This window comes from Acidovorax sp. 62 (genome assembly GCF_002754495.1).
Lineage (GTDB): Bacteria > Pseudomonadota > Gammaproteobacteria > Burkholderiales > Burkholderiaceae_C > Acidovorax.
On record NZ_PEFJ01000001.1, the window covers coordinates 2193072 to 2213388 of the forward strand.

The 20317-nt window shown below is 61.2% G+C and carries 14 protein-coding genes and 5 tRNA genes; 6 read left to right on the forward strand and 13 right to left on the reverse strand.

Annotation, left to right across the window (positions count from 1 at the left end; translation table 11 throughout):
• The first annotated feature begins 145 nt into the window (after positions 1-145).
• Positions 146-1036, forward strand: a complete 891-nt coding sequence (murI, locus tag CLU86_RS09810) for a glutamate racemase (RefSeq protein ID WP_099741487.1) — start codon at positions 146-148, stop codon at positions 1034-1036.
• An 87-nt stretch (positions 1037-1123) separates the two neighbouring features.
• On the opposite strand, the gene CLU86_RS09815 is transcribed toward murI, so the two are convergent.
• From CLU86_RS09815 to CLU86_RS09875, 13 genes are all read right to left on the reverse strand, one after another.
• On the reverse strand, positions 1124-1648 hold the full coding sequence (locus tag CLU86_RS09815; RefSeq protein ID WP_099655887.1) for a M48 family metallopeptidase: 525 nt from the start codon (positions 1646-1648) through the stop codon (positions 1124-1126).
• A 125-nt stretch (positions 1649-1773) separates the two neighbouring features.
• Complete coding sequence (locus CLU86_RS09820; protein ID WP_099741488.1) at positions 1774-2406, reverse strand: DUF6806 family protein; 633 nt, start codon at positions 2404-2406, stop codon at positions 1774-1776.
• 13 nt (positions 2407-2419) lie between these two features.
• Positions 2420-2512: transfer RNA gene (locus tag CLU86_RS09825), tRNA-Leu, on the reverse strand.
• Positions 2513-2664: 152 nt separating this feature from the next.
• Positions 2665-2740, reverse strand: a tRNA-Gly gene (locus tag CLU86_RS09830).
• Positions 2741-2875: 135 nt separating this feature from the next.
• A tRNA-Cys gene (locus CLU86_RS09835) sits at positions 2876-2949 on the reverse strand.
• 54 nt (positions 2950-3003) lie between these two features.
• Positions 3004-3079, reverse strand: a tRNA-Gly gene (locus CLU86_RS09840).
• An 83-nt stretch (positions 3080-3162) separates the two neighbouring features.
• A complete protein-coding gene (gene lon, locus CLU86_RS09845) occupies positions 3163-5589 on the reverse strand; it encodes an endopeptidase La (RefSeq protein WP_099655889.1) in 2427 nt (808 codons plus the stop codon).
• A gap of 129 nt (positions 5590-5718) precedes the next feature.
• Complete coding sequence (clpX, locus tag CLU86_RS09850) at positions 5719-6984, reverse strand: ATP-dependent Clp protease ATP-binding subunit ClpX (RefSeq protein ID WP_099655890.1); 1266 nt, start codon at positions 6982-6984, stop codon at positions 5719-5721.
• A 95-nt stretch (positions 6985-7079) separates the two neighbouring features.
• Positions 7080-7688 carry an ATP-dependent Clp endopeptidase proteolytic subunit ClpP gene (clpP, locus tag CLU86_RS09855; RefSeq protein ID WP_099655891.1) on the reverse strand — a complete coding sequence of 203 codons (609 nt, stop codon included), beginning with the start codon at positions 7686-7688 and terminating at the stop codon, positions 7080-7082.
• Positions 7689-7808: 120 nt separating this feature from the next.
• Positions 7809-9119 (reverse strand): trigger factor, encoded by a 1311-nt coding sequence (gene tig / locus CLU86_RS09860; protein ID WP_099655892.1) that lies wholly within the window; start codon positions 9117-9119, stop codon positions 7809-7811.
• Between the two features lie 75 nt (positions 9120-9194).
• Positions 9195-9281 (reverse strand) — tRNA-Leu (locus CLU86_RS09865).
• Between the two features lie 105 nt (positions 9282-9386).
• Entirely contained in the window at positions 9387-12560 is a 3174-nt protein-coding gene (locus CLU86_RS09870) for an efflux RND transporter permease subunit (protein ID WP_099655893.1), read from the reverse strand.
• A gap of 8 nt (positions 12561-12568) precedes the next feature.
• Positions 12569-13786 (reverse strand): efflux RND transporter periplasmic adaptor subunit, encoded by a 1218-nt coding sequence (locus tag CLU86_RS09875; RefSeq protein WP_099741489.1) that lies wholly within the window; start codon positions 13784-13786, stop codon positions 12569-12571.
• Between the two features lie 404 nt (positions 13787-14190).
• Between CLU86_RS09875 and hpnC the strand changes: the two genes are divergently transcribed.
• The 5 genes from hpnC to hpnE all read left to right on the forward strand — a co-directional run bounded on the left by hpnC (position 14191) and on the right by hpnE (position 20123).
• The gene (gene hpnC, locus CLU86_RS09880; protein ID WP_099741490.1) at positions 14191-15093 is read left to right on the forward strand and encodes a squalene synthase HpnC; all 903 of its coding nucleotides are present in this window, start codon (positions 14191-14193) and stop codon (positions 15091-15093) included.
• A 317-nt stretch (positions 15094-15410) separates the two neighbouring features.
• Positions 15411-16811: an L-serine ammonia-lyase gene (locus tag CLU86_RS09885; RefSeq protein ID WP_099741491.1), complete on the forward strand. Its 1401-nt coding sequence runs from the start codon at positions 15411-15413 to the stop codon at positions 16809-16811.
• Between the two features lie 105 nt (positions 16812-16916).
• The gene (locus CLU86_RS09890; protein WP_233194918.1) at positions 16917-17813 is read left to right on the forward strand and encodes an amino acid ABC transporter substrate-binding protein; all 897 of its coding nucleotides are present in this window, start codon (positions 16917-16919) and stop codon (positions 17811-17813) included.
• A 109-nt stretch (positions 17814-17922) separates the two neighbouring features.
• Entirely contained in the window at positions 17923-18762 is an 840-nt protein-coding gene (hpnD, locus tag CLU86_RS09895; protein ID WP_099743486.1) for a presqualene diphosphate synthase HpnD, read from the forward strand.
• On the forward strand, positions 18762-20123 hold the full coding sequence (gene hpnE / locus CLU86_RS09900) for a hydroxysqualene dehydroxylase HpnE (RefSeq protein ID WP_099743488.1): 1362 nt from the start codon (positions 18762-18764) through the stop codon (positions 20121-20123). The genes hpnD and hpnE overlap by 1 nt, the downstream gene beginning before the upstream one ends.
• Positions 20124-20317: the final 194 nt, after the last annotated feature.

Consider the following 20317-nt stretch of genomic DNA (forward strand, 5'->3'; position numbering starts at 1 on the left):
CTGAGCACGCCCTCACAAAACCGCCTTCGGGCGGTTTTTTCACATCCCTTCGACGGACTCGTGGGCTGCAAGCGGCGCACCAGCGCAGCAGCCCCGTCTTTCCTACAATCCACGGCTTGTCTAACTGCCAGAGCTTGATTCCACGATGCCGCAGTCCTCTTCCCCCATCGGTGTATTTGACAGCGGCGTCGGCGGGCTGAGCGTGCTGCGCATGCTGTTGGCAGCCATGCCCAACGAGCGGTTCGTGTACCTGGCCGACAGCGCCAACGCCCCCTATGGCGAGCGAGGCGATGCGTTTGTGGCGGCACGCACCCATGCCATCACCCAATATTTGCGCGAAAAACACGATATCAAAGCACTGGTGGTAGCCTGCAATACCGCCACTGCAGCGGCCATTCATGAAGTGCGCAGCAGCCACCCTGACCTTCCCCTCGTCGGCCTGGAGCCCGCCATCAAGCCAGCACTGGCAGCCACCAAGACGGGGCATGTGGGAGTGATCGGCACGCGGGGTACGCTCAGCAGCGCCAAGTTCGGAAAGCTGATGGCCTCTCTGGCCGATCAGGCCCACTTTGTAGTGCAACCCTGCGACGGCTTAGCGCACGCTGTCGAGCGCAGTGTGACACTGCCACCGACCACGGCCAGCAATGCCGTCAACTGCACGGAAACTGGTGCACTTTGCGAGCGCTATGTGCATGCCATGGGCCCGTTTGGTACAGCAGCCGGGCAGATGGACACCCTGGTACTGGGCTGCACCCACTACATTTTTGTGGAGCACGAGTTGCGCGCACTAGTGGGGCCCGATGTCCGATTCATCGAGACCGGTGAGCCGGTGGCGCGCCAGACACGGCGCCTGCTAGAGGCAGCAGGCTTGCTACGCCAAACGCAACAGGACGGCGGTGGGGAACCACAAGCCCCCACAGATGCAGCCCCACCGGTACAACTACTGACCACAGGCCCCGTGAGCATGCTGGAAGCCGCCGCCCAGCGTTGGCTCCAACTCCCGGCACGTTGCTGTAGTACCGTATCAGTTCCCTGATTTGTGATCAAAAATGGGGGTAGCGCTTGAAATACAAGCGCAAGAAGCTATCAAATTAATAGCAAAACAACCGACCCCGAGCAGAATTCACGCGGACTCAGCACCCCACAACCGTGTGCCCGTGCTCTCCACGTGCGTGAGGTACAGGCGCAGATCAAACTCGTACTGGTGGTATTGCGGCTCCATGTGAGCGCACAGCTGGTAAAAAGCCTTGTCGTGCCCTTTTTCACGCAGGTGGGCCAGCTCATGGACCACGATCATGCGTAAAAACTCGTCCGGCGCCTGCTTGAACATCGACGCGATGCGGATCTCATGCTTGGCAGCCAGTTTGCTGCCCTGCACGCGCGACACCGCCGTGTGCAAGCCCAGGGCGTGACGCACGACGTGAATCTTGTTGTCAAAGAGAACTTTGTTGACCGTGCCTGCGTTGCGCAGATAGCGGGACTTGAGCTCTTGCACATAGTCGTACAAAGCCTTGTCACTGCGCACCGAGTGCGCCTGCGGGTACTTGCGCTGCAATACCGGCCCCAATTGCCCTTGGGCCAACAGCTCACGCGCCTGACCTTGGAGCGCAGCAGGATAAGACCGCAGGTAGGGCAAATCAGGGATCATTGGAAATATGGCGGCGACCACAGGGCCGTTGAAGGGCACATTGCAAGCCGACCACTTGTTCGCATGAAGCCATCGGCTGACAAAGGGCTGAGGGAGGAAACAGAACAGCCCCCACCGGGCAAGACTCAGTGCAAATGGCGTGGGCGACGGCCACCGCCGCCGCCGTGGCCGCTGCCAGAGCCGCCGGGGCCGCGCGGGGGCTTGCCAATTTCAAGCGAGTTGACCAGCGCATCGAAACGCTGGGTGAACAACTTATCGATCTCTGCCACCACGCCGCCAAGCTCAGCGCCGTCAAAGTGGCGCTCCATCATGTTCACCACATCTTGCACCAGCAGATCACGCTGCACCTGCATGATGGCTGCTGGGGTAGGCCCCACAAATAGCATCACGAAGTCATCGCGCGACTCGACACCGTCTTGGCCTTCGTCTTCTTCAAACTCAGCATCGTAGAAGGTCACCTCCAAGGCGGCCCCCATCTCGCAGAGCTCGTTCAGGCTCATGCACATCTCGTCCAAAGTCTGGCGAAAGTCGTCATCGCCCCGCACCGTCCAGCAGATTTGCAGAAGATGCTCCTGGGCATCGAATTTGATGCCAGGCTCCTCTTCGTAAGCACTTGCGGCACCGTCGGCCAAAGACCGAGCGCCGGCATATTTCCACAATGGTTTCAAGGCATCTTGGAGCTGGTCAAAACTGGCATCAGCACGCAACTGCACCTGCCCGTGGACATGGATTTCGAAGGGAGCGTTGTAACTTGACATGATTGAATCGTAATGGTGCCCCGAGCCGGGGTCGAACCGGCACGCCCCTTTTCAGGAAAGCGGCGGATTTTAAGTCCGCAGTGTCTACCAATTTCACCATCGGGGCGCCAGCTACCGTATGCGCGATTGCATGGCAGCGTAACCCGGACGTCACCGCTAAGCAACGCCCCATCGAACAAGAGCAACGCAGCGACTACAAAACCAGCGCTGCCACGCTGCACCAAGAAAAAAGGGAAGCCTAAGCTTCCCTTTTAAATTTGGAGCGGGAAAAGAGTCTCGAACTCTCGACCTCAACCTTGGCAAGGTTGCGCTCTACCAACTGAGCTATTCCCGCATTTTGCCTTCAACACAACAGTGCATCAGCAAGAGTAAAATTATAACACAAAATTTTTGATCAACACAAGAAAATCAAAAACTTTCCAACCGTCTAAAACAAGCTTTTGCTTATTTCAGCAAGTCAGCTGCATCCTGGAGGCGCGGTCCGGAGTCGAACCGGACTAACCGGATTTGCAATCCGGGGCATAACCGCTTTGCTACCGCGCCAGAAACTACTGCCTTGGCAAAAAAGGGAAGCTTTTGCTTCCCTTTTTTGGAAATTGGAGCGGGAAAAGAGTCTCGAACTCTCGACCTCAACCTTGGCAAGGTTGCGCTCTACCAACTGAGCTATTCCCGCATTTACCGAAGCCTTACATTCTACAACGTTTGCTGCGATGGAATGAATTGTAGCGCATTTTTTGGCTGTTTTTGAAAAAATGTTCAGTGCTTCAAAGAATCACTGCCAACCGCCGCAGTGCCCTTGTCTGCCGACACGGGGACCACAGCCGCCTCTTCATCCGTCAGCGGTACAGGCTTGCGCTCCAAGGCCACTTCAAGCACCTTGTCGATCCATTTAACCGGCACGATCTCCAGCCCGCTTTTCACGTTGTCTGGAATCTCCTGGAGATCTTTCACGTTTTCTTCAGGAATCAGCACGGTCTTGATGCCCCCGCGCAATGCCGCCAGCAACTTTTCCTTGAGTCCACCGATGGCCGTGACTTCACCGCGCAGCGTGATCTCACCGGTCATGGCGACATCTCCGCGCACGGGGATCCCGGTCAAGGCAGACACAAAAGCAGTGGTCATGGCAGCCCCCGCGCTAGGGCCATCCTTTGGCGTCGCACCGTCAGGCACGTGGATATGGATGTCGCGCTTGTCGAACATCTCGTCCTTAATGCCCAACAATTTGGCTCGGCTACGCACTACGGTGCGCGCAGCTTCCACGGACTCTTTCATCACGTCGCCCAGCGACCCAGTGCGTGTGATCACACCTTTGCCTGGCATCGTCGCCGCTTCAATGGTGAGCAAATCACCGCCGACCTCGGTCCACGCCAAACCAACGACCTGCCCCACCTGGTTTTGCAGCTCAGCACGCCCGTAGCTGTACTTGCGCACGCCCAGAAAATCCGGAAGGTTGTCCTCGCTCACCACCACCTGGGGCGTGAGCTTTTTGAGTTGCAGGCCTTTGACCACCTTGCGGCAAATCTTGGACAGCTCACGCTCCAAGGAGCGCACACCGGCCTCCCGGGTGTAGTAGCGCACCATGTCGCGCACAGCAGACTCGGTAATCAATAACTCTTCGTCCTTGACGCCGTTGTTCTTGAGCTGCTTGGGCAGCAGGTACTTCATTGCGATGTTGGTCTTTTCATCCTCGGTGTACCCCGACAAACGGATGACCTCCATGCGATCGAGCAACGCTGGCGGGATGTTCATCGAGTTGGACGTAGCGACAAACATGACGTCGCTCAGATCGAAATCGACCTCCACATAGTGATCGCCAAAGGTGTGGTTTTGCTCAGGGTCCAGCACCTCCAACAGCGCACTGGAGGGATCGCCACGGAAGTCGGTCCCCAGCTTGTCGATTTCGTCCAGCAGGAACAATGGGTTGCGCGTTCCCACCTTCGAAAGGCTCTGAAGCACCTTGCCGGGCAGCGCGCCGATGTACGTGCGGCGGTGCCCACGAATTTCGGCCTCGTCACGCATGCCGCCCAGGGCCATGCGGACGTATTTGCGCCCCGTGGCCTTGGCAATCGACTGGCCCAACGAGGTCTTGCCCACACCCGGTGGCCCCACCAGGCAAAGGATGGGGGCCTTCACCTTGTCCACACGCTGCTGCACTGCAAGATATTCAAGAATGCGGTCCTTGACCTTGTCCAGGCCAAAGTGGTCTTCGTTCAAAACACCTTCGGCATTGAGCAGATCGTGCTTGATCTTGGTCTTTTTGGCCCATGGCAGCGCAGTCAACACATCAATGTAATTGCGCACCACCGTCGCCTCAGCCGACATGGGCGACATCAGTTTGAGCTTCTTGAGTTCCGCATCGGCTTTTTTGCGAGCCTCGGCAGACATCTTGGCGAGCTTGATCTTCTTCTCAATCTCTTCAATGTCGGCGCCATCATCACCCTCGCCCAGTTCTTTCTGGATGGCTTTGACTTGCTCGTTGAGATAAAAATCGCGCTGGTTCTTTTCCATCTGGCGCTTCACGCGCCCACGGATTTTTTTGTCGACATTCAGGATGTCGACTTCGCGGTCCAGCTGCTCAAACAGGTTTTCCAGCCGTGACTTCACATCCGACAAGTCCAGGACTACCTGCTTGTTTTCCAACTTCAGCGGCAAGTGCGCAGCGATGGTGTCTGCCAGACGACCTGGGTCATCGATGCTGGCAATGGAGGTGAGGATTTCCGGAGGAATCTTCTTGTTCAGTTTGACGTACTGGTCAAACTGCTGCATCACCGCACGGCGCAAAGCCTCGATTTCACTGGGCTTGCTCGCCTCGGCAACGGCTTCGACCGGGGTCACGGTGGCAGTGAAGTGGGTGTCCGCGTCTTCAATCGAAGCGACCAAAGCACGCTGCTGGCCTTCCACCAGCACCTTGACCGTGCCATCGGGCAATTTGAGCATCTGCAAGATCGTTGAGACACAGCCGACATCAAACATGTCAGAAGCGGAAGGCTCATCTTTGGCTGCCGCTTTTTGCGCGACCAGCATGATGCGGCGCTCGGCCTCCATGGCCAGCTCCAACGCCTTGATGCTCTTGGGGCGCCCCACAAACAAGGGGATCACCATGTGAGGGAAGACCACCACGTCGCGCAACGGCAACAGCGGCAGTTCAATGGGTGTGGCGGGAAGGGGGGTATGTCCGGACATGGAAATCCTCAGTTAACTCTGTGGAAGATGATCCACATTTGGGGATTTTCAACCCTTGTGCGCAGCCGCGCTGGCACAAGGGTTGTGATCGTTGAAGGGGCGACCAATGGGCGACCCGTACCGGGCATTTCAGGCCTTCTTGGCCGCTTCGCGGTAAACGAGCAGCGGTGGCTTGTTTTCTTCAATCGTGGATTCGTCCACGACCACCTTTTCAACATTGCTCGCATTGGGCAAATCGAACATGGTGCCAATCAGCGACTGCTCCAGGATGGAGCGCAGGCCACGAGCACCGGTCTTGCGTGCCAATGCCTTGCGGGCAATCGCCTTGAGCGCTGCAGGGCGAATCTCCAGATCAACGCCCTCCATGCCCAGCAGCTTGCTGTATTGCTTGACCAACGCATTCTTGGGTTCGGTCAGGATCTGAACCAGCGCATCTTCGCTGAGCTCAGCCAGCGCAGTGACCACGGGCATACGCCCCACCAGCTCAGGGATGATCCCGAACTTGATCAAATCTTCGGGCTCGATCTCTTGGAAGACATCGGTGAGCGAGCGCTGTTTTTTGCTGCGCACGGCCGCACCAAAACCGATACCCGAAGCCTCGGTGCGATTTTCAATGACCTTTTCAAGACCAGCGAACGCACCGCCACAGATGAACAAGATGTTGGTGGTGTCGATTTGCAGGAAATCCTGGTTCGGATGCTTGCGCCCCCCCTGCGGAGGCACACTGGCCATCGTGCCTTCGATCAACTTGAGAAGCGCCTGTTGAACACCCTCACCCGACACGTCACGGGTGATCGAAGGGTTGTCAGACTTGCGGGAGATCTTGTCAATTTCGTCGATGTACACGATGCCGCGCTGGGCACGCTCTACGTCGTAGTTACAGCTCTGCAGCAGCTTTTGGACAATGTTCTCAACGTCTTCGCCCACATAGCCAGCCTCGGTCAACGTGGTGGCATCGGCCATCACAAAAGGCACGTCCAGCATGCGTGCAAGGGTTTGGGCCAGTAAAGTCTTGCCAGAGCCGGTGGGGCCAATCAACAAGATGTTGCTCTTGGACAGCTCCACATCGTCTTTGAGTGCCTTGTCCTTGTGACGCAAGCGCTTGTAGTGGTTATAGACCGCCACCGCCAAGGTGCGTTTGGCAAAGTCCTGACCAATCACGTAGTTGTCCAGATTGGTCTTGATCTCGATGGGCGTCGGCAGATCGCTGCGAGCCTCTTTGGACAGCTCGCCCACAGGCAGCTCATCACGAATGATCTCATTGCACAGGTCAATGCACTCGTCACAGATAAAGACCGACGGACCAGCGATCAGCTTTTTGACTTCGTGCTGGCTTTTACCGCAAAAGGAGCAGTAAAGGGTTTTTTCGCTGGAAGAGCCTTTTTTCTCGGCCATGGGGCAACGCCTTGTTACGGAAAGTTGTCAGGATGATAACCAAATAAAAACGGCGTCTTCCCCGAGGGAAAACGCCGCCCAGTGTCCTACCGGGTTCAGGCGCGCTTGCTGATCACCTGATCGACCAGACCGTATTCCTTGGCCTCATCGGCCGACAGGAAATAGTCGCGCTCTGTATCGCGCTGAATCTTCTCAAGCGACTGGCCCGTGCGCTCTGCCAGGATGCTGTTGAGTTGCTCGCGGGTCTTGAGAATCTCACGGGCGTGGATTTCAATTTCTGTTGCCTGCCCTTGCATGCCACCCAGCGGCTGGTGGATCATGACCTTGGAATTGGGCAACGCAAAACGCTTGCCCTTGGCGCCAGCAGCCAGCAAGAAGGCCCCCATACTGGCCGCCATGCCCGTGCACAGGGTCGACACATCGGGCTTGATGAAGTTCATGGTGTCAAAAATCGCCATACCTGCGCTCACCGAGCCGCCTGGCGAGTTGATGTAGAACGAGATGTCCTTGTCAGGATTTTCGCTCTCAAGGAACAGCAACTGGGCCACCACCAAATTGGCGGTCTGGTCATTCACCGGCCCCACCAGAAAGATCACGCGCTCCTTGAGCAGGCGAGAGTAAATGTCATAGGACCGCTCACCGCGGCCAGACTGCTCGATGACCATAGGGACCATACCCAGGCCTTGTGTTTCCAATGCGCTCATGTTTTCTCCAGTCAAGCAGGTACTGTACCCAGAAATGAATTGGGGCCTGTGCACGAAAGCACAAGCCCCTTGGTTCGCATTACCGCCGCCTCACCCACAGGGCAAATGGCGGTATGGGCTTTAGCCCTGGCCCATCAGTTCATCGAACGATACGGCCTTGTCCACAACCTTGGCCTTGCCCAGAACGAAATCGGTCACGTTGTTTTCGATGACAACAGCTTCGACTTCTGCCAGGCGCTGACGGTCACCGAAGTACCAGCGCACCACATCTTCGGGCTTCTCGTAGCTGGCAGCCAGCTCGTCAATGTGGGCCTTCAGTTGCTCGGGCTTGGCATGCAGTTCGTTGGCACGCACCAGCTCGGCCACCACCAGACCCAGGCGCACGCGGCGCTCGGCTTGGGGGCGGAACACGTCTTCAGGGATTTCAGCCTTGTCAGCGTCCTTGATGCCACGTTGCTTCAGCTCAGCGCGGGCGCCTTCCAGCAGGCGGCCGATTTCGGCTTGCACGCTGGCGTTGGGCAGATCCAGTTCGGCCTTTGCCACCAGAGCATCCATCACGGCTTGCTTGTTGCGAGCCAGCAGACGGAACTTGACTTCACGCTCCAGGTTCTTCTTGATGTCGGCGCGCAGACCGTCCACAGAGCCGTCAGCGATACCCAGGGACTTGGCCAGGGCGTCGTTCACTTCGGGCAGGTGGGCGGCTTCGATCTTCTTGACGGTGACGAGGAAGTCTGCAGTCTTGCCTGCGACATCCTTGCCGTGGTAGTCGGCGGGGAATGCCAGGGGGAAAGTCTTGCTTTCGCCAGACTTCATGCCGCGCACTGCGTCTTCGAACTCCTTGAGCATCTGGCCTTCGCCGACCAGGAACTGGAAGTCTTCGGCCTTGCCGCCGTCAAAGGGCTCGCCGTCGATCTTGCCTTCGAAGTCCACAGTCACGCGGTCGCTGTCTTGGGCAGCTGCGTCCAGGGCGCGCTGTGCGAAGCTGCGACGCTGCTTGCGCAGGATGTCGATGGTCTTGTCGATGGCTGCATCGGTCACTTCGGCCGACAGCTTTTCGACTTCAGCGTCCGAAAGGTCTGCAATCTTGACTTCTGGGAACACTTCGAAGATGGCGTCAAAAGTGACCTGGCCTTCAGGGGCGCCTTCTTTTTCAGTGATGCGGGGCTGGCCAGCCACACGCAGGTTGGCTTCGTTGGCTGCCACGGCAAAAGCCTCACCCACCTTGTCGTTGAGCACTTCGTACTGAACGGAGTAGCCATAACGCTGAGCGACCACATTCATGGGCACCTTGCCGGGACGGAAGCCGTCCATCTTCACAGTGCGGGCCAGACGCTTCAGGCGCGTGTCGACTTCGGACTGGATCAGGGTGACGGGCACGCTCAGCGTGATCTTGCGCTCGAGCTTTTCAAGGGTTTCAACAGTAACGGCCATGGCTATTCCTCTTATGAATGTGGATCGTGCTGGCTGCAGCGCAGCAGCGCCGTGTTCCGCAAAGTCTCACATGGATGGTGCGCGGGGGGGGACTCGAACCCCCACACCATTGCTGGCGTCAGGACCTAAACCTGGTGCGTCTACCAATTTCGCCACCCGCGCGGTTTAACAAACAAACAGGCGGCAAGCACAGCTCGCCGCCTGTGTGAAATCGGTCAACCTTCTATTTTACCCTGATGTACGGGGCAATTAAAACGAAGACCTGTTTCAAAGCACTTCCGCCGTCGGTCGACGCACCCGGAACCAGGCGGCATACATGGCGGGCAAAGCCAGCAGCGTCAGCACCGTGGCCACCACCAGACCACCCATGATGGCCACGGCCATCGGCCCCCAGAAGACACTGCGCGACAGCGGGATCATCGCCAGCACGGCGGCGGCGGCCGTGAGCACGATGGGGCGCAAACGCCGCACGGCCGACTCCACAATCGCATCCCAGGCAGGCACACCCCGCGCACGGTCTTGCTCGATCTGGTCGATCAGGATCACCGAGTTGCGCTGAATCATCCCCATCAGCGCGATCACGCCCAGCAACGCCACAAAGCCAAACGGACGGTTGAGCAACAACAACGCCCCCGCCACGCCCGCCAGCCCCAGAGGGCCGGTCAAGAAGACCAGCATGGCACGGCTGAAGCTGTGCAGTTGCAGCATCAACAGCGTGAAGGTGATGAACAGCATGATGGGGATGCCCGCGGCAATCGAGGCCGACCCCTTGGAACTCTCTTCCACAGCACCCGCCACTTCAATGCGATAAGCCCCCTGCCCTGCGGCATGCCATTGGGCCTCGATCTCGCGCAGGCCAGGCAGCAGGGCACCGGTCACCGTCGCACCCTGGATGCCCTCTGTCACATCGCCTTGCACAGTGATGGCGTAGTCACGGTTTTCGCGCCACATCACACCAGGCTCCCAGGTGAACACTGGCTTGGCAATCTGGGTCAGCGGAATGGCCTTGCCCGATGCCGTGGGCAGGTACGCACTGCCGATGTCAGTGATGGCGTTGCGCTCGTCCAGCGGCTGACGCAGCATGATGTCGATGAGCTTGTCACCCTCGCGGAACTGCCCGATTTGTGAGCCCGCCAGAATGATCTTGGCAGCCTGCGCAATCGACTGGCTGGTCACCCCCAGGGCCCGTGCCTTGTCCTGGTCCACCTCCAGGCGCAGCACCTTCACCGACTCGTTCCAGTTGTCGTTCACGCCGCGCATGTCGGCGTTCTTGCGCAGGGCGGCCTTCACTTCATCGGCGCGCTCACGCAACACCAATGGGTCAGGCCCCATCACGCGGAACTGCACTGGGTAGGCCACAGGCGGGCCGTTGGGCAGCAGCTTCACCCGCCCGCGCACCTCCGGAAACTCCTGCGCCAGCAGCGCAGGCAGCTTGATGCGCAGCGACTCCCGTACCTTCAGGTCGGTGGGCAACACGATGAGCTGGGACACGTTGGTTTGCGGAAGCACCTGGTCCAGCGGCAAATAAAAACGTGGCACACCGGAGCCAACCCAGGTGGTGACCGAATTCACCCCCGCTTCGGTCAGCAGGCGTTGCTCCACGCGCTTGGTCACCTCTTCATTGCCCTCAAACGAGGTGCCCTCCGGGAACCAGACCTCCACCATGATTTCCGGGCGGCTGGAGTCCGGGAAAAACTGCTGTTGCACCTTGCCCATGCCCACAATGCCCAGCGCAAAGGTCAGCACCGTCAGGCCAATGGTGATCCAGCGGTACTGCACACACCAGTTCACCAGACGCCGGAAGGCCGTGTAGAACGGGCTGTCAAACACTTCATGTGGGTCGTCAGTGATGCCTTTTTGCGCCTGCGCAGCTTGCACATGCGGTGGCACCTTCAAGATCAGTGTGCCCAAGTACGGCACAAAGTACACCGACACCACCCACGACAGCACCAGCGAGATCACCGTCACGGCAAAAATCGCAAAGGTGTACTCGCCCGTCATCGACTTGGCGATGCCGATGGGCAGAAAACCTGCCGCAGTGATCAGCGTGCCGGTGAGCATGGGCATGGCCGTCAGCTCATAGGCAAAGGTGGCCGCGCGCACCTTGTCGTAGCCCTCCTCCAACTTCAGCACCATCATCTCCACGGCAATGATGGCGTCATCCACCAGCAGACCCAGCGCGATGATGAGTGAGCCCAGCGAAATCTTGTGCAGACCAATGTTCCAGTACCACATGGCCAGGAACGTGACGGCCAGCACCATGGGGATGGTGATGCCCACCACCAGCCCGGGGCGGGGGTCGATGTACCAGCGCTTCCACAGCGGCTGGTTGCCGGGGCGCTTGTGCAGGCCCAGGCTGATGAAGCTCACGGCCAGCACGATGACCACGGCCTCGATCAGCACCTTCACAAACTCGTTGACCGAGGTCGACACCGCCTTGGGCTGGTCTTGCACGTTCACCAGCTTCACACCCGCAGGCAGTGACGTGCTGATGCTGTGGGTGACCTTCTCCAAAGCCTTGCCCAGGGCAATGATGTCGCCGCCCTTGGCCATGGAAATGCCCAACGCCACCACTTCGCGCCCCTGGTGGCGCACCTTCACCGTGGCCGGGTCCACATAGCCGCGCTTGACCTCGGCAATATCACCCAGGCGGAACTGCGCCCCGGACGGGCCGCGAATGGGCATGGCCTGCAGGTCTTCAATGGCGTTGAACTGACCGCCCACACGCACCTGCACCTGGTCCAGCGGCGTTTGCACCGCTCCGGCAGGCTCCACCGCGTTTTGCTGGCCAAGCTGCGACAGCACCTGGTTGAAGTCGAGCCCCAATTGCGACAAGCGCTTTTGCGAGACTTCGACAAACAGCTTTTCGTCCTGCACGCCAAACTGCTCGACCTTGGCCACATCGGGCACGCGCAGCAGCTGCTGGCGCACATCGTCGGCAAAGGTCTTGAGTTCAGCGTAGCTGAAGCCTTCGGATTCCAGCGCGTAGATCACGCCGTACACATCGCCGAACTCGTCGTTGAAGAACGGGCCCTGCGTGCCCGTGGGCAAGGTGTAGCGCATGTCGCCCACCTTTTTGCGCACGGTGTACCAGACGTTAGCCACCTCTGCAGGGCGCGAGGAGTCCTTAATCTGAAAGATGATTTGCGACTCGCCGGGTTTGGAGTAGCTGCGGATCTTGTCCGCGTAAGGCACCTCCTGCAGCGTGCGCTCAATCTTGTCCGTCACCTGCTCGGCCACCTGCTGCGCCGTAGCGCCAGGCCAGTAGGTGCGCACCACCATCACCCGGAAGGTGAAAGGCGGGTCTTCGTCCTGCCCCAGCTGAAAGTAGGCCGCAAAGCCCAGCAGCATCAGCACGACCATCAGGTAGCGCGTGAGCGCTGGATGGTCGAGCGCCCACTTGGAGAGGTTGAACCCCTCTTTTGGTTGGTTCTGGCTCATGGTCTGCCTTATTTGGCGGCGGGCTGGGATGCTGCGGCAGCCGAAGCCGCGGCGGCCGATGCAGCCGCATCAGTCGCTACTGAATTGGTAGCTTCTTGCGCTTTACCAACGGGCGCTGGAGTCGATTTTTGTTGATAAACCATGACCTTTTGGCCCGGAGACAGCACATGCACGCCGGTGGACACCACCTGCATGCCCGGCGTCAGGCCTGACGACACCACGGCGTCGTTGCCATCGGCCGTCGCAATCTGGATGACCTGTGACTTCACGGTGCTGGTGGCAGGGTCGTACACCCAAACGGCTGTGGCCTGCCCCTCCTGGCGCAAGGCGCTGGTGGGCAGCTTGATGGCCGGCGCGCCCGCATGGCTCAAGGCCTTGGGCGTGACATACACCGTGGCGCCCAGCGCAGGCGATTCGGCCCGGTCAATCGCCACCTTGACCTGGAAGGTGCGGGTGCTGGCGTCGGCGCTGGCGGCCACCTCGCGCACCTTGCCTGCGATGGTGTTGCCACCCGCCCAGCCGCGCACTGACACCTCTTGCCCAGGAGCCATCAGGGCCACTTTGTCTTCCGGCACGGCAAACACCACGTCGCGCGCACCATCTTGCGCAATGCGCACCACTGGTGTGCCTGCGGTCACCACCTGGCCCGGCTCGGCGTCAATGCCGGTGATGACACCCGACACATCAGCCACCAGCCGCGTGTACGTGGTCTGGTTGCCCTGTGATGCCAATTGCGCGCGGGCCTGGTCCAGCGTGGCCTGCGCGGCCTTGAGCGTCGTGTCGCGGCGCTCCAGCTCGGCACCGCTGATGAAGTTCTGGTCTTTCAACGCAGCGTAGCGCTTGTAGTCTGCTGCGGCCAGGTCGCGCTGCGTGGTGGCTGCGGCCAGCTGGGCTCGGGCTGCATCGGCGGCCAATTGGTAGTCCTTGGGGTCCAGCTGCGCCAGCACATCGCCCGCTTTCACGCGCTGGCCCAGCTCGGCCTGGCGCTGCACGATCTTGCCCGCTACCCGAAAGCCCAGGCGCGACTCCACACGGGCGCGCACTTCACCGGCATATTCCAGCTGCGACTGCAGCGCGCCCAGGCCCACCGTCATCAGCTTGACGGAGCGCACCGGCTCTTGTGGTGGCTCGGGGCGCGAGCATGCCGCCAGCAGCGCCACTGCGCCCAAAAGCGGTAGATACCTGGTGAACCTGTGAACGGGCCGCGAAGCGGAAGGTGTACGCATGGGAAATCCGATGAAGATAAAAAGAGCGACCAGGGACGCCCACACTGCCAACGAGGCTTTGCAGAGACGCCACAGCCAAGGGCCCGCCAACGATTTCCATCCGCGCGCACAAACACGCGCGCACCGCTGCACCCACAAGGCCTGAAGGCTCAGACCCTAGAGCCCCTGTGCACGAATCACCGTGCCGTGCGCCTCTGCGGTCTCGGGCGGTCTGCTTTGTTGCAGCCCATCCCGACCCGCAGCGCACACTTGCCGCTCGATTCGCACAAAGGATCCCTGGCGCGCGTTGTCTGGAAAATGATGTGAACGGACCCCGAACAGCCAGCCGCCAAATCAGCTACTGACTGACTGGTTAGTAATCTATGGGATGCACATGACCTTGTCAAGCGACAATCCACGCCGCAATGAAGCCTGAACAACGCACCCCATCCGCCCCTGCTGCGGCGCCCCTGCCCAGCGCCGCAGCGCCGCAGCCCGCAGCCGTGACCCATTACGAGAACTTTCCGGTCGCCTCGCTGCTGTGCCCCGCCCCTCTGCGCCCCGTCATCCGGGCGATCTACGCCTTTGCACGCACCGCCGATGACATTGCCGACGAGGGCGATGCCCCGGCCACACAGCGCCTGCAGGACCTGGCCGCGTTTGAGGCCGATCTGCAGGCCATTGCCCAAGGCCAGCCCCCCAGCACGCGTTGGGCTTCGGTGTTCCTGCCGCTGCAGGGCATGCTCAAACGCCACCAGCTGCCGCTAGGGTTGCTGACAGACCTGCTCAGCGCCTTTGCCCAGGACGTGGAAAAAACCCGCGACGCAGAAGGCTACGCCGACCGCCAAGAGCTGCTGGACTACTGCCGCCGCTCGGCCAACCCCGTGGGGCGGCTGCTGCTGCACTTATATGGTGTGAACAGCGCACAGGCCCTGCAAGAAAGCGATGCCATCTGCACCGCACTGCAGTTGGCCAATTTCTGGCAAGACCTGAGCGTGGACATTCCACGCAATCGCCACTACCTGCCCCGCGCCGACTGCGCCGCGCATGGCGCCTGCCAGTCCGAATTGCTGGCGCGCCAGACCACCCCGGAAAACATGCGCCTGATCATGGAAAGCGCCGCCTGGGCCCGCGCCACCATGCTGCGGGGCGCCCCCCTGGTGCACCGCCTGCCTGGCCGCATGGGCTGGGAGCTGCGGCTGGTGGTGCAAGGCGGCTTGCGCATTCTGGACAAGGTCGAGGCCCTCAACGGCGCCAGCCTGCACACTCGCCCCCGCCTGCACGCGTGGGATTGGTGCGTGATGCTGGGGCGTGCCATCGCAATGTAAGAAACATTCATGGGCAGCAAGCGCCACTGAAGCGCCCACGCTACACCGGCCACTCACTTTAAGAAAAAATGCACTCTAGCGCTTATCCATCAAGCGCAAGCAGCTATTACTTCGATAGCAAATAAGTAAAGCGGTATGCAAGCCCACCACCCTGTCCACCTGCCAGGCCCCACGGCAAACGCAGGCTGGGCAGGGATTGTGCGCATGCCCCGGCTGCGGCGCAGCGGCTAGCCTAGAGGCCTCTCTGCAGCCACCCAACCTGCGGCCCCACAACGCCAGCGCAGCGCCAAAAGCACTGTGGCCCCACACCCCACCCCATGTCCGTCAGCGTCTTCGATCTTTTCAAAATCGGCATCGGCCCCTCCAGCTCCCACACCGTGGGGCCCATGATTGCGGCGCGGCAATTTGCCTGCCATCTGCGGGACAGCCACGGCCTGGCGGCCGTACACCACGTCACGGCAGAGCTGTACGGCTCGCTCGCCGCCACAGGCGTGGGCCACGGCACCGACACTGCGGTGCTGCTGGGCCTGGCCGGCCACGAGCCCGACACCATGAACCCCGACCAGATCGCCCCCGCTGTGGCCCAGATCCGCACCCAGCAAACGCTGGCACTGCTGGGCGAACATGCGGTGCCCTGGGTCGACAAAGAACACCTGCAGCTGCGCCGCAAAAGCCTGCCGCGCCACCCCAACGGGCTGTGCTTTCGCGCCTTCAATGCCCAAGGTGAAGAGATTGCCGTGTGCGAGTACTACTCTGTGGGCGGCGGCTTTGTGGTGGACGGGCAAGGCCAGCGCGTAACCAACCCTGGCCTGGCCGCAGGGCGTGACGTACAGGGCCATGGCCAAGGGCTGCCCCACCCCTTCAGCACCGGCGCAGAGCTGTTGGCGCAATGCCACGCCACGGGCCTGAGCATGGCCCAGATCACCGCCGCCAACGAACAGCATTGGCGCAGCCCGGCCGAAGTGCAGCGCAAGCTCCAGCACATCTGGCAAACCATGGCGGCGGCCGTACAGCGCGGCTGCGCAGCCACCGGCCAGTTGCCCGGCCCCATGCGCGTGCGCCGCCGCGCGGCCGAGCTGCACCGCAGCCTGAGCAGCCACCCCGAGGCCGCGCTGCGCGACCCGCTGTCGATGCTGGACTGGGTGAACCTGTACGCCATGGCGGTGAACGAGGAAAACGCGGCCGGTGGCCGCGTGGTCACGGCCCCCACCAATGGCGCCGCCGGGGTGGTTCCGGCCGTGCTGCATTACTACGTGCGCTTTTTGCCAGGCGCCAACGACGAGGGCATTGCCACTTTTTTACTCACCGCCGGGGCCATAGGCATCATCTACAAGATCAACGCATCCCTGTCCGGGGCCGAGGTGGGCTGCCAGGGCGAGGTGGGCGTGGCCTGCTCCATGGCCGCAGGCGCCCTCGCCGCCGTGATGGGCGGCACGCCTGAGCAGGTGGAAAACGCCGCAGAAATCGGCATGGAGCACAACCTGGGCATGACCTGTGACCCGGTAGGCGGGCAGGTGCAGATTCCCTGCATCGAGCGCAACGCCATGGGGGCCATCAAAGCCATCAACGCCGCGCGCATGGCACTGCGCGGCGATGGGCAGCATGTGGTCTCGCTCGACAAGGTCATCAAGACCATGATGCAGACCGGCGCCGACATGAAAAGCAAATACAAGGAGACTTCGCGCGGCGGTCTGGCCGTAAACGTTGTGGAATGCTGACGCGCCGCAACCAAGTATGCGCACATAGGGCACGGGTCGAATCACAATGGGGGGACAGGGTGTGACAGGGCACACCCACCGCACTATTCACCTCCATTCATCAAGATGCAACTCTCTTCCAAACTGCGTCCCTGGGCTCTGATGGCAGCCCTGGCTGTGGCCAGCGTCCCCGCACTCGCCCAAGACACGCTCTCGCGCATCGCCAGCTCTGGCGAATTGCGCCTGGGGCACCGCGAAAAGTCTCTGCCGTTTTCGTACAAGGACACAAGCTCCGGGAAGGTCCAGGGCTACACGGTCGATATCTGCCTGCAGATTTTTGAAGAGATCAAAAAAGAACTGAAACGCCCCGACCTGCGCGTGAACTACCTGCTGGTGGACGGCAAGAACCGCATCTCCGACGTGAAGGACAACGTCGTTGATCTCGAGTGCGGCGGCACCGCCAACACAGCGGCGCGGCAAAAAGAGATCTCCTTCAGCCACCACATCTTTGTGGCATCGTCGGCCTTCCTGGTGCGCAAGAACTCCAACATCAAGACGCTAGACGACCTGCAAGGCAAAAAGATCGCGGTGCAAGGCAAAACCACCAACGAAAACCTGCTGCGTGCCAACGAGCGCACCTTCACCCGCAAGTTCAACTACGTGTTGGTCGAAAGCACCCTGGACGCAGTGAACGCACTGGCCAAGGGGGAGGCCGATGCCGCCTTTGCCGACGATGCCGGCATCTGGATCCCGCTGACCCGCCTGGGCAAGTCCATGAACGACTACCAGTTCCTGGAAAAGCGCCTGTCGGTCGAGCCCTACAGCATCGGGCTGCGCAAGGGCGACCCCAAGTTCAAGGAGTTGGTGGACCGCGTCACGCGCCGCATGATCCAAAACGGCGAAATGACCGCGCTGTACAAAAAGTGGTTCAGCTCTGATCAAGGCACCCTGCCCATCAGCATGTTCATGAAGGAAGCCCTGCGCCGCCCCAGTGACATTGGCGTAGAGCAAATCGCTTTCTAAACAAGCCCCGGCTGCGCTGTGGCTGGCAATTGCCCCCAGGGGTGGGGCCTGCCAGCACAGCGCTAAATCTTGGATGCAGGCCCCGCAGCCCATGGGACAATCCCGCCCCATGACACCGGAACAGTACGTCCAACAAAAAGCCGCCGCCTCGGGCAGCAGCTTCTATTACGCCTTCTTGTTCCTGCCAGCGCCACGGCGCGCCGCCATCACGGCGTTCTACGCCTTTTGCCGCGAAGTCGATGACGTCGTTGACGAAGTCTCGGACCCGGGCGTTGCGCGCACCAAGCTCGCCTGGTGGCAAGCCGAAGTGGCCAAGGCCTTTGGTGGCCAGCCCACCCACCCGGTGATGCAGGCCCTGATGCCGCACACCCAAGATTACGGGATTGAGCAGCGGCACCTGCAAGCAGTCATCGACGGCTGCCAGATGGACCTGGAACAAACCCGCTACCTTGATTTTGCAGGCCTCAAGGGCTACTGCCACTTGGTGGCAGGCATTGTGGGCGAGGTTGCTGCGCGCATTTTTGGCCAGACCGACGAGCGCACCACGCAGTACGCCCACACCCTGGGCCTGGCGTTCCAGCTCACCAACATCATCCGCGACGTGGGCGAAGACGCCATGCTAGGCCGCATCTACCTGCCCGTGAGTGAGTTGCAGCAGTTTGATGTGAAAGCGCATGAAATCCTCAAGCGCCAGTACTCCGACAAGTTCACGGCCCTGATGCACTTTCAGGCCGAACGTGCACACAGCCTGTACGACGAAGCCCTGGCCATGCTGCCTGCGGCAGACCGGCGCACCCAAAAGCCCGGGCTGATGATGGCCAGCATTTACCGCACCTTGCTGCGGGAAATCGAGCACGAGAACTTCCAGGTGCTGCACCAGCGCATTCGCCTCACGCCGCTGCGCAAGTTCTGGCTGGCATGGAAGGTCCAGGCCCTGGGGCGCATGTGATGCGCGTGGCCGTGATCGGCGGTGGCTGGGCCGGCATGGCCGCCGCCGTGGCGCTGGCACAAGGCGGCAGCCAAGTCACCGTGCTGGAAGCCGCACGCACCCTGGGCGGGCGGGCCCGGCGCGTACCTGTGACCGGGGCCGATGGCGCCGAACTGTCGCTCGACAACGGCCAGCACATCCTGATCGGTGCCTACACCCACACCCTGGGCCTGATGCGCACGGTGGGCATTGATGTGCCGAGCGCCCTGCTGCGCACCCCGCTGGCCTTGAGCTACGCCGACCAGACCGGCCTGCAACTGCCTGACCTGCCCCCCCCATGGGACGCCCTGGTCGGCGTGGCCCGCGCCCGGGGCTGGCGCTGGACCGACAAGTTGGCCTTGCTGCGCGCCTGTGCGGGCTGGCAAATCCGAGGGTTTCAGTGCGACGCGCACTGGTCGGTAGCACAGCTGTGCCACGGCCTCACGCCACGCCTGCTGCAAGAGTTCATTGAGCCCTTGTGCGTATCGGCCCTGAACACCCCGGCCCACGAGGCCAGCGCACAGGTGTTTTTGCGCGTACTGCGCGACAGCCTATTCAGTGGCCGGGGGGGCTCCAACCTGCTACTGCCCCGCATGGACCTGGGCGCCTTGTTCCCCGAGGCTGCCGCCCGGTGGCTGGCAACGCAAGGCGCCACCGTGCACACCGGCCAGCGTGTGCAGCAACTCCAGCACACCCACACCGGCGCCACCGAAGGCTGGCTGGTGGATGGTGTGCCTTTTGACGCCGTGGTGCTGGCCACGCACAGCACCGAATCCGCCCGCCTGGTGCGCGCGGCCTTGCCCAGCATGCCTCAGGCAGCACAAGCCCCGATGACCCAGTGGGCAGACACCGCCCAAGCACTGCGCTTCACGGCCATCGGTACCGTGTATGCCCTGGCTCCACACGCGGCAGACACGACAGGCATGGGCCACACCTTGGCGCAGCCCATGCTGGCACTGCGCCCAACACCGCAGGAACCGGCACAGTTTGTGTTTGACCGCAGCCACCTGGGTGGCCCACCCGGCTTGCTGGCTTTTGTCGTGAGTGCCAGCGAGCAAGACCGCGCCACGCTGGAGCAGCAAGTGCTGCAACAGGCGCAGCGCCAACTGGGTCTGAGTGGACTCATCCCCCTGCAGACCGTGGTGGAAAAACGCGCCACCTTCGCCTGCACCCCTGCCCTGCAACGCCCTGCCGTGGCGCTGCTGCCCAGCTTGTGTGCAGCGGGTGACTACACGGAAGGCCCCTACCCGGCCACGCTGGAAGGCGCAACCATGAGCGGCCTGCAGGCGGCTCAACACCTGCTGTGCGGGCAGCAAGCAACGGCCGCAGCCCCATCAAATTGACCCGCATCAAACACTGCGCATTCAACCCAAGAATGCACAGCTGGCCGCGCCTTGACCTCAGGTCAACCGCCGTAACACGCTGATACGCAGCGATAAAATGGGTTCCATGCAGCCCCAAGACCGTCTACCGGTCCTCTCCAAGATAGCGGCGCGCATCGGCACACCGCCTTTCCCCAGACAGCCTGACACCGGCG

Bases quoted from the DNA above. Each gene is read 5' to 3' on its own strand.
- hpnD (WP_099743486.1), top strand. From the start codon at position 17,923: ATGACACCGGAACAGTACGTCCAACAAAAAGCCGCCGCCTCGGGCAGC.
- CLU86_RS09885 (WP_099741491.1), top strand. From the start codon at position 15,411: ATGTCCGTCAGCGTCTTCGATCTTTTCAAAATCGGCATCGGCCCCTCC.
- murI (WP_099741487.1), top strand. From the start codon at position 146: ATGCCGCAGTCCTCTTCCCCCATCGGTGTATTTGACAGCGGCGTCGGC.
- clpP (WP_099655891.1), bottom strand. From the start codon at position 7,688: ATGAGCGCATTGGAAACACAAGGCCTGGGTATGGTCCCTATGGTCATC.
- CLU86_RS09815 (WP_099655887.1), bottom strand. From the start codon at position 1,648: ATGATCCCTGATTTGCCCTACCTGCGGTCTTATCCTGCTGCGCTCCAA.
- CLU86_RS09890 (WP_233194918.1), top strand. From the start codon at position 16,917: ATGCAACTCTCTTCCAAACTGCGTCCCTGGGCTCTGATGGCAGCCCTG.
- CLU86_RS09870 (WP_099655893.1), bottom strand. From the start codon at position 12,560: ATGAGCCAGAACCAACCAAAAGAGGGGTTCAACCTCTCCAAGTGGGCG.
- clpX (WP_099655890.1), bottom strand. From the start codon at position 6,984: ATGGCCGAGAAAAAAGGCTCTTCCAGCGAAAAAACCCTTTACTGCTCC.
- CLU86_RS09820 (WP_099741488.1), bottom strand. From the start codon at position 2,406: ATGTCAAGTTACAACGCTCCCTTCGAAATCCATGTCCACGGGCAGGTG.
- lon (WP_099655889.1), bottom strand. From the start codon at position 5,589: ATGTCCGGACATACCCCCCTTCCCGCCACACCCATTGAACTGCCGCTG.
- hpnE (WP_099743488.1), top strand. From the start codon at position 18,762: ATGCGCGTGGCCGTGATCGGCGGTGGCTGGGCCGGCATGGCCGCCGCC.
- CLU86_RS09875 (WP_099741489.1), bottom strand. From the start codon at position 13,786: ATGCGTACACCTTCCGCTTCGCGGCCCGTTCACAGGTTCACCAGGTAT.
- hpnC (WP_099741490.1), top strand. From the start codon at position 14,191: ATGAAGCCTGAACAACGCACCCCATCCGCCCCTGCTGCGGCGCCCCTG.
- tig (WP_099655892.1), bottom strand. From the start codon at position 9,119: ATGGCCGTTACTGTTGAAACCCTTGAAAAGCTCGAGCGCAAGATCACG.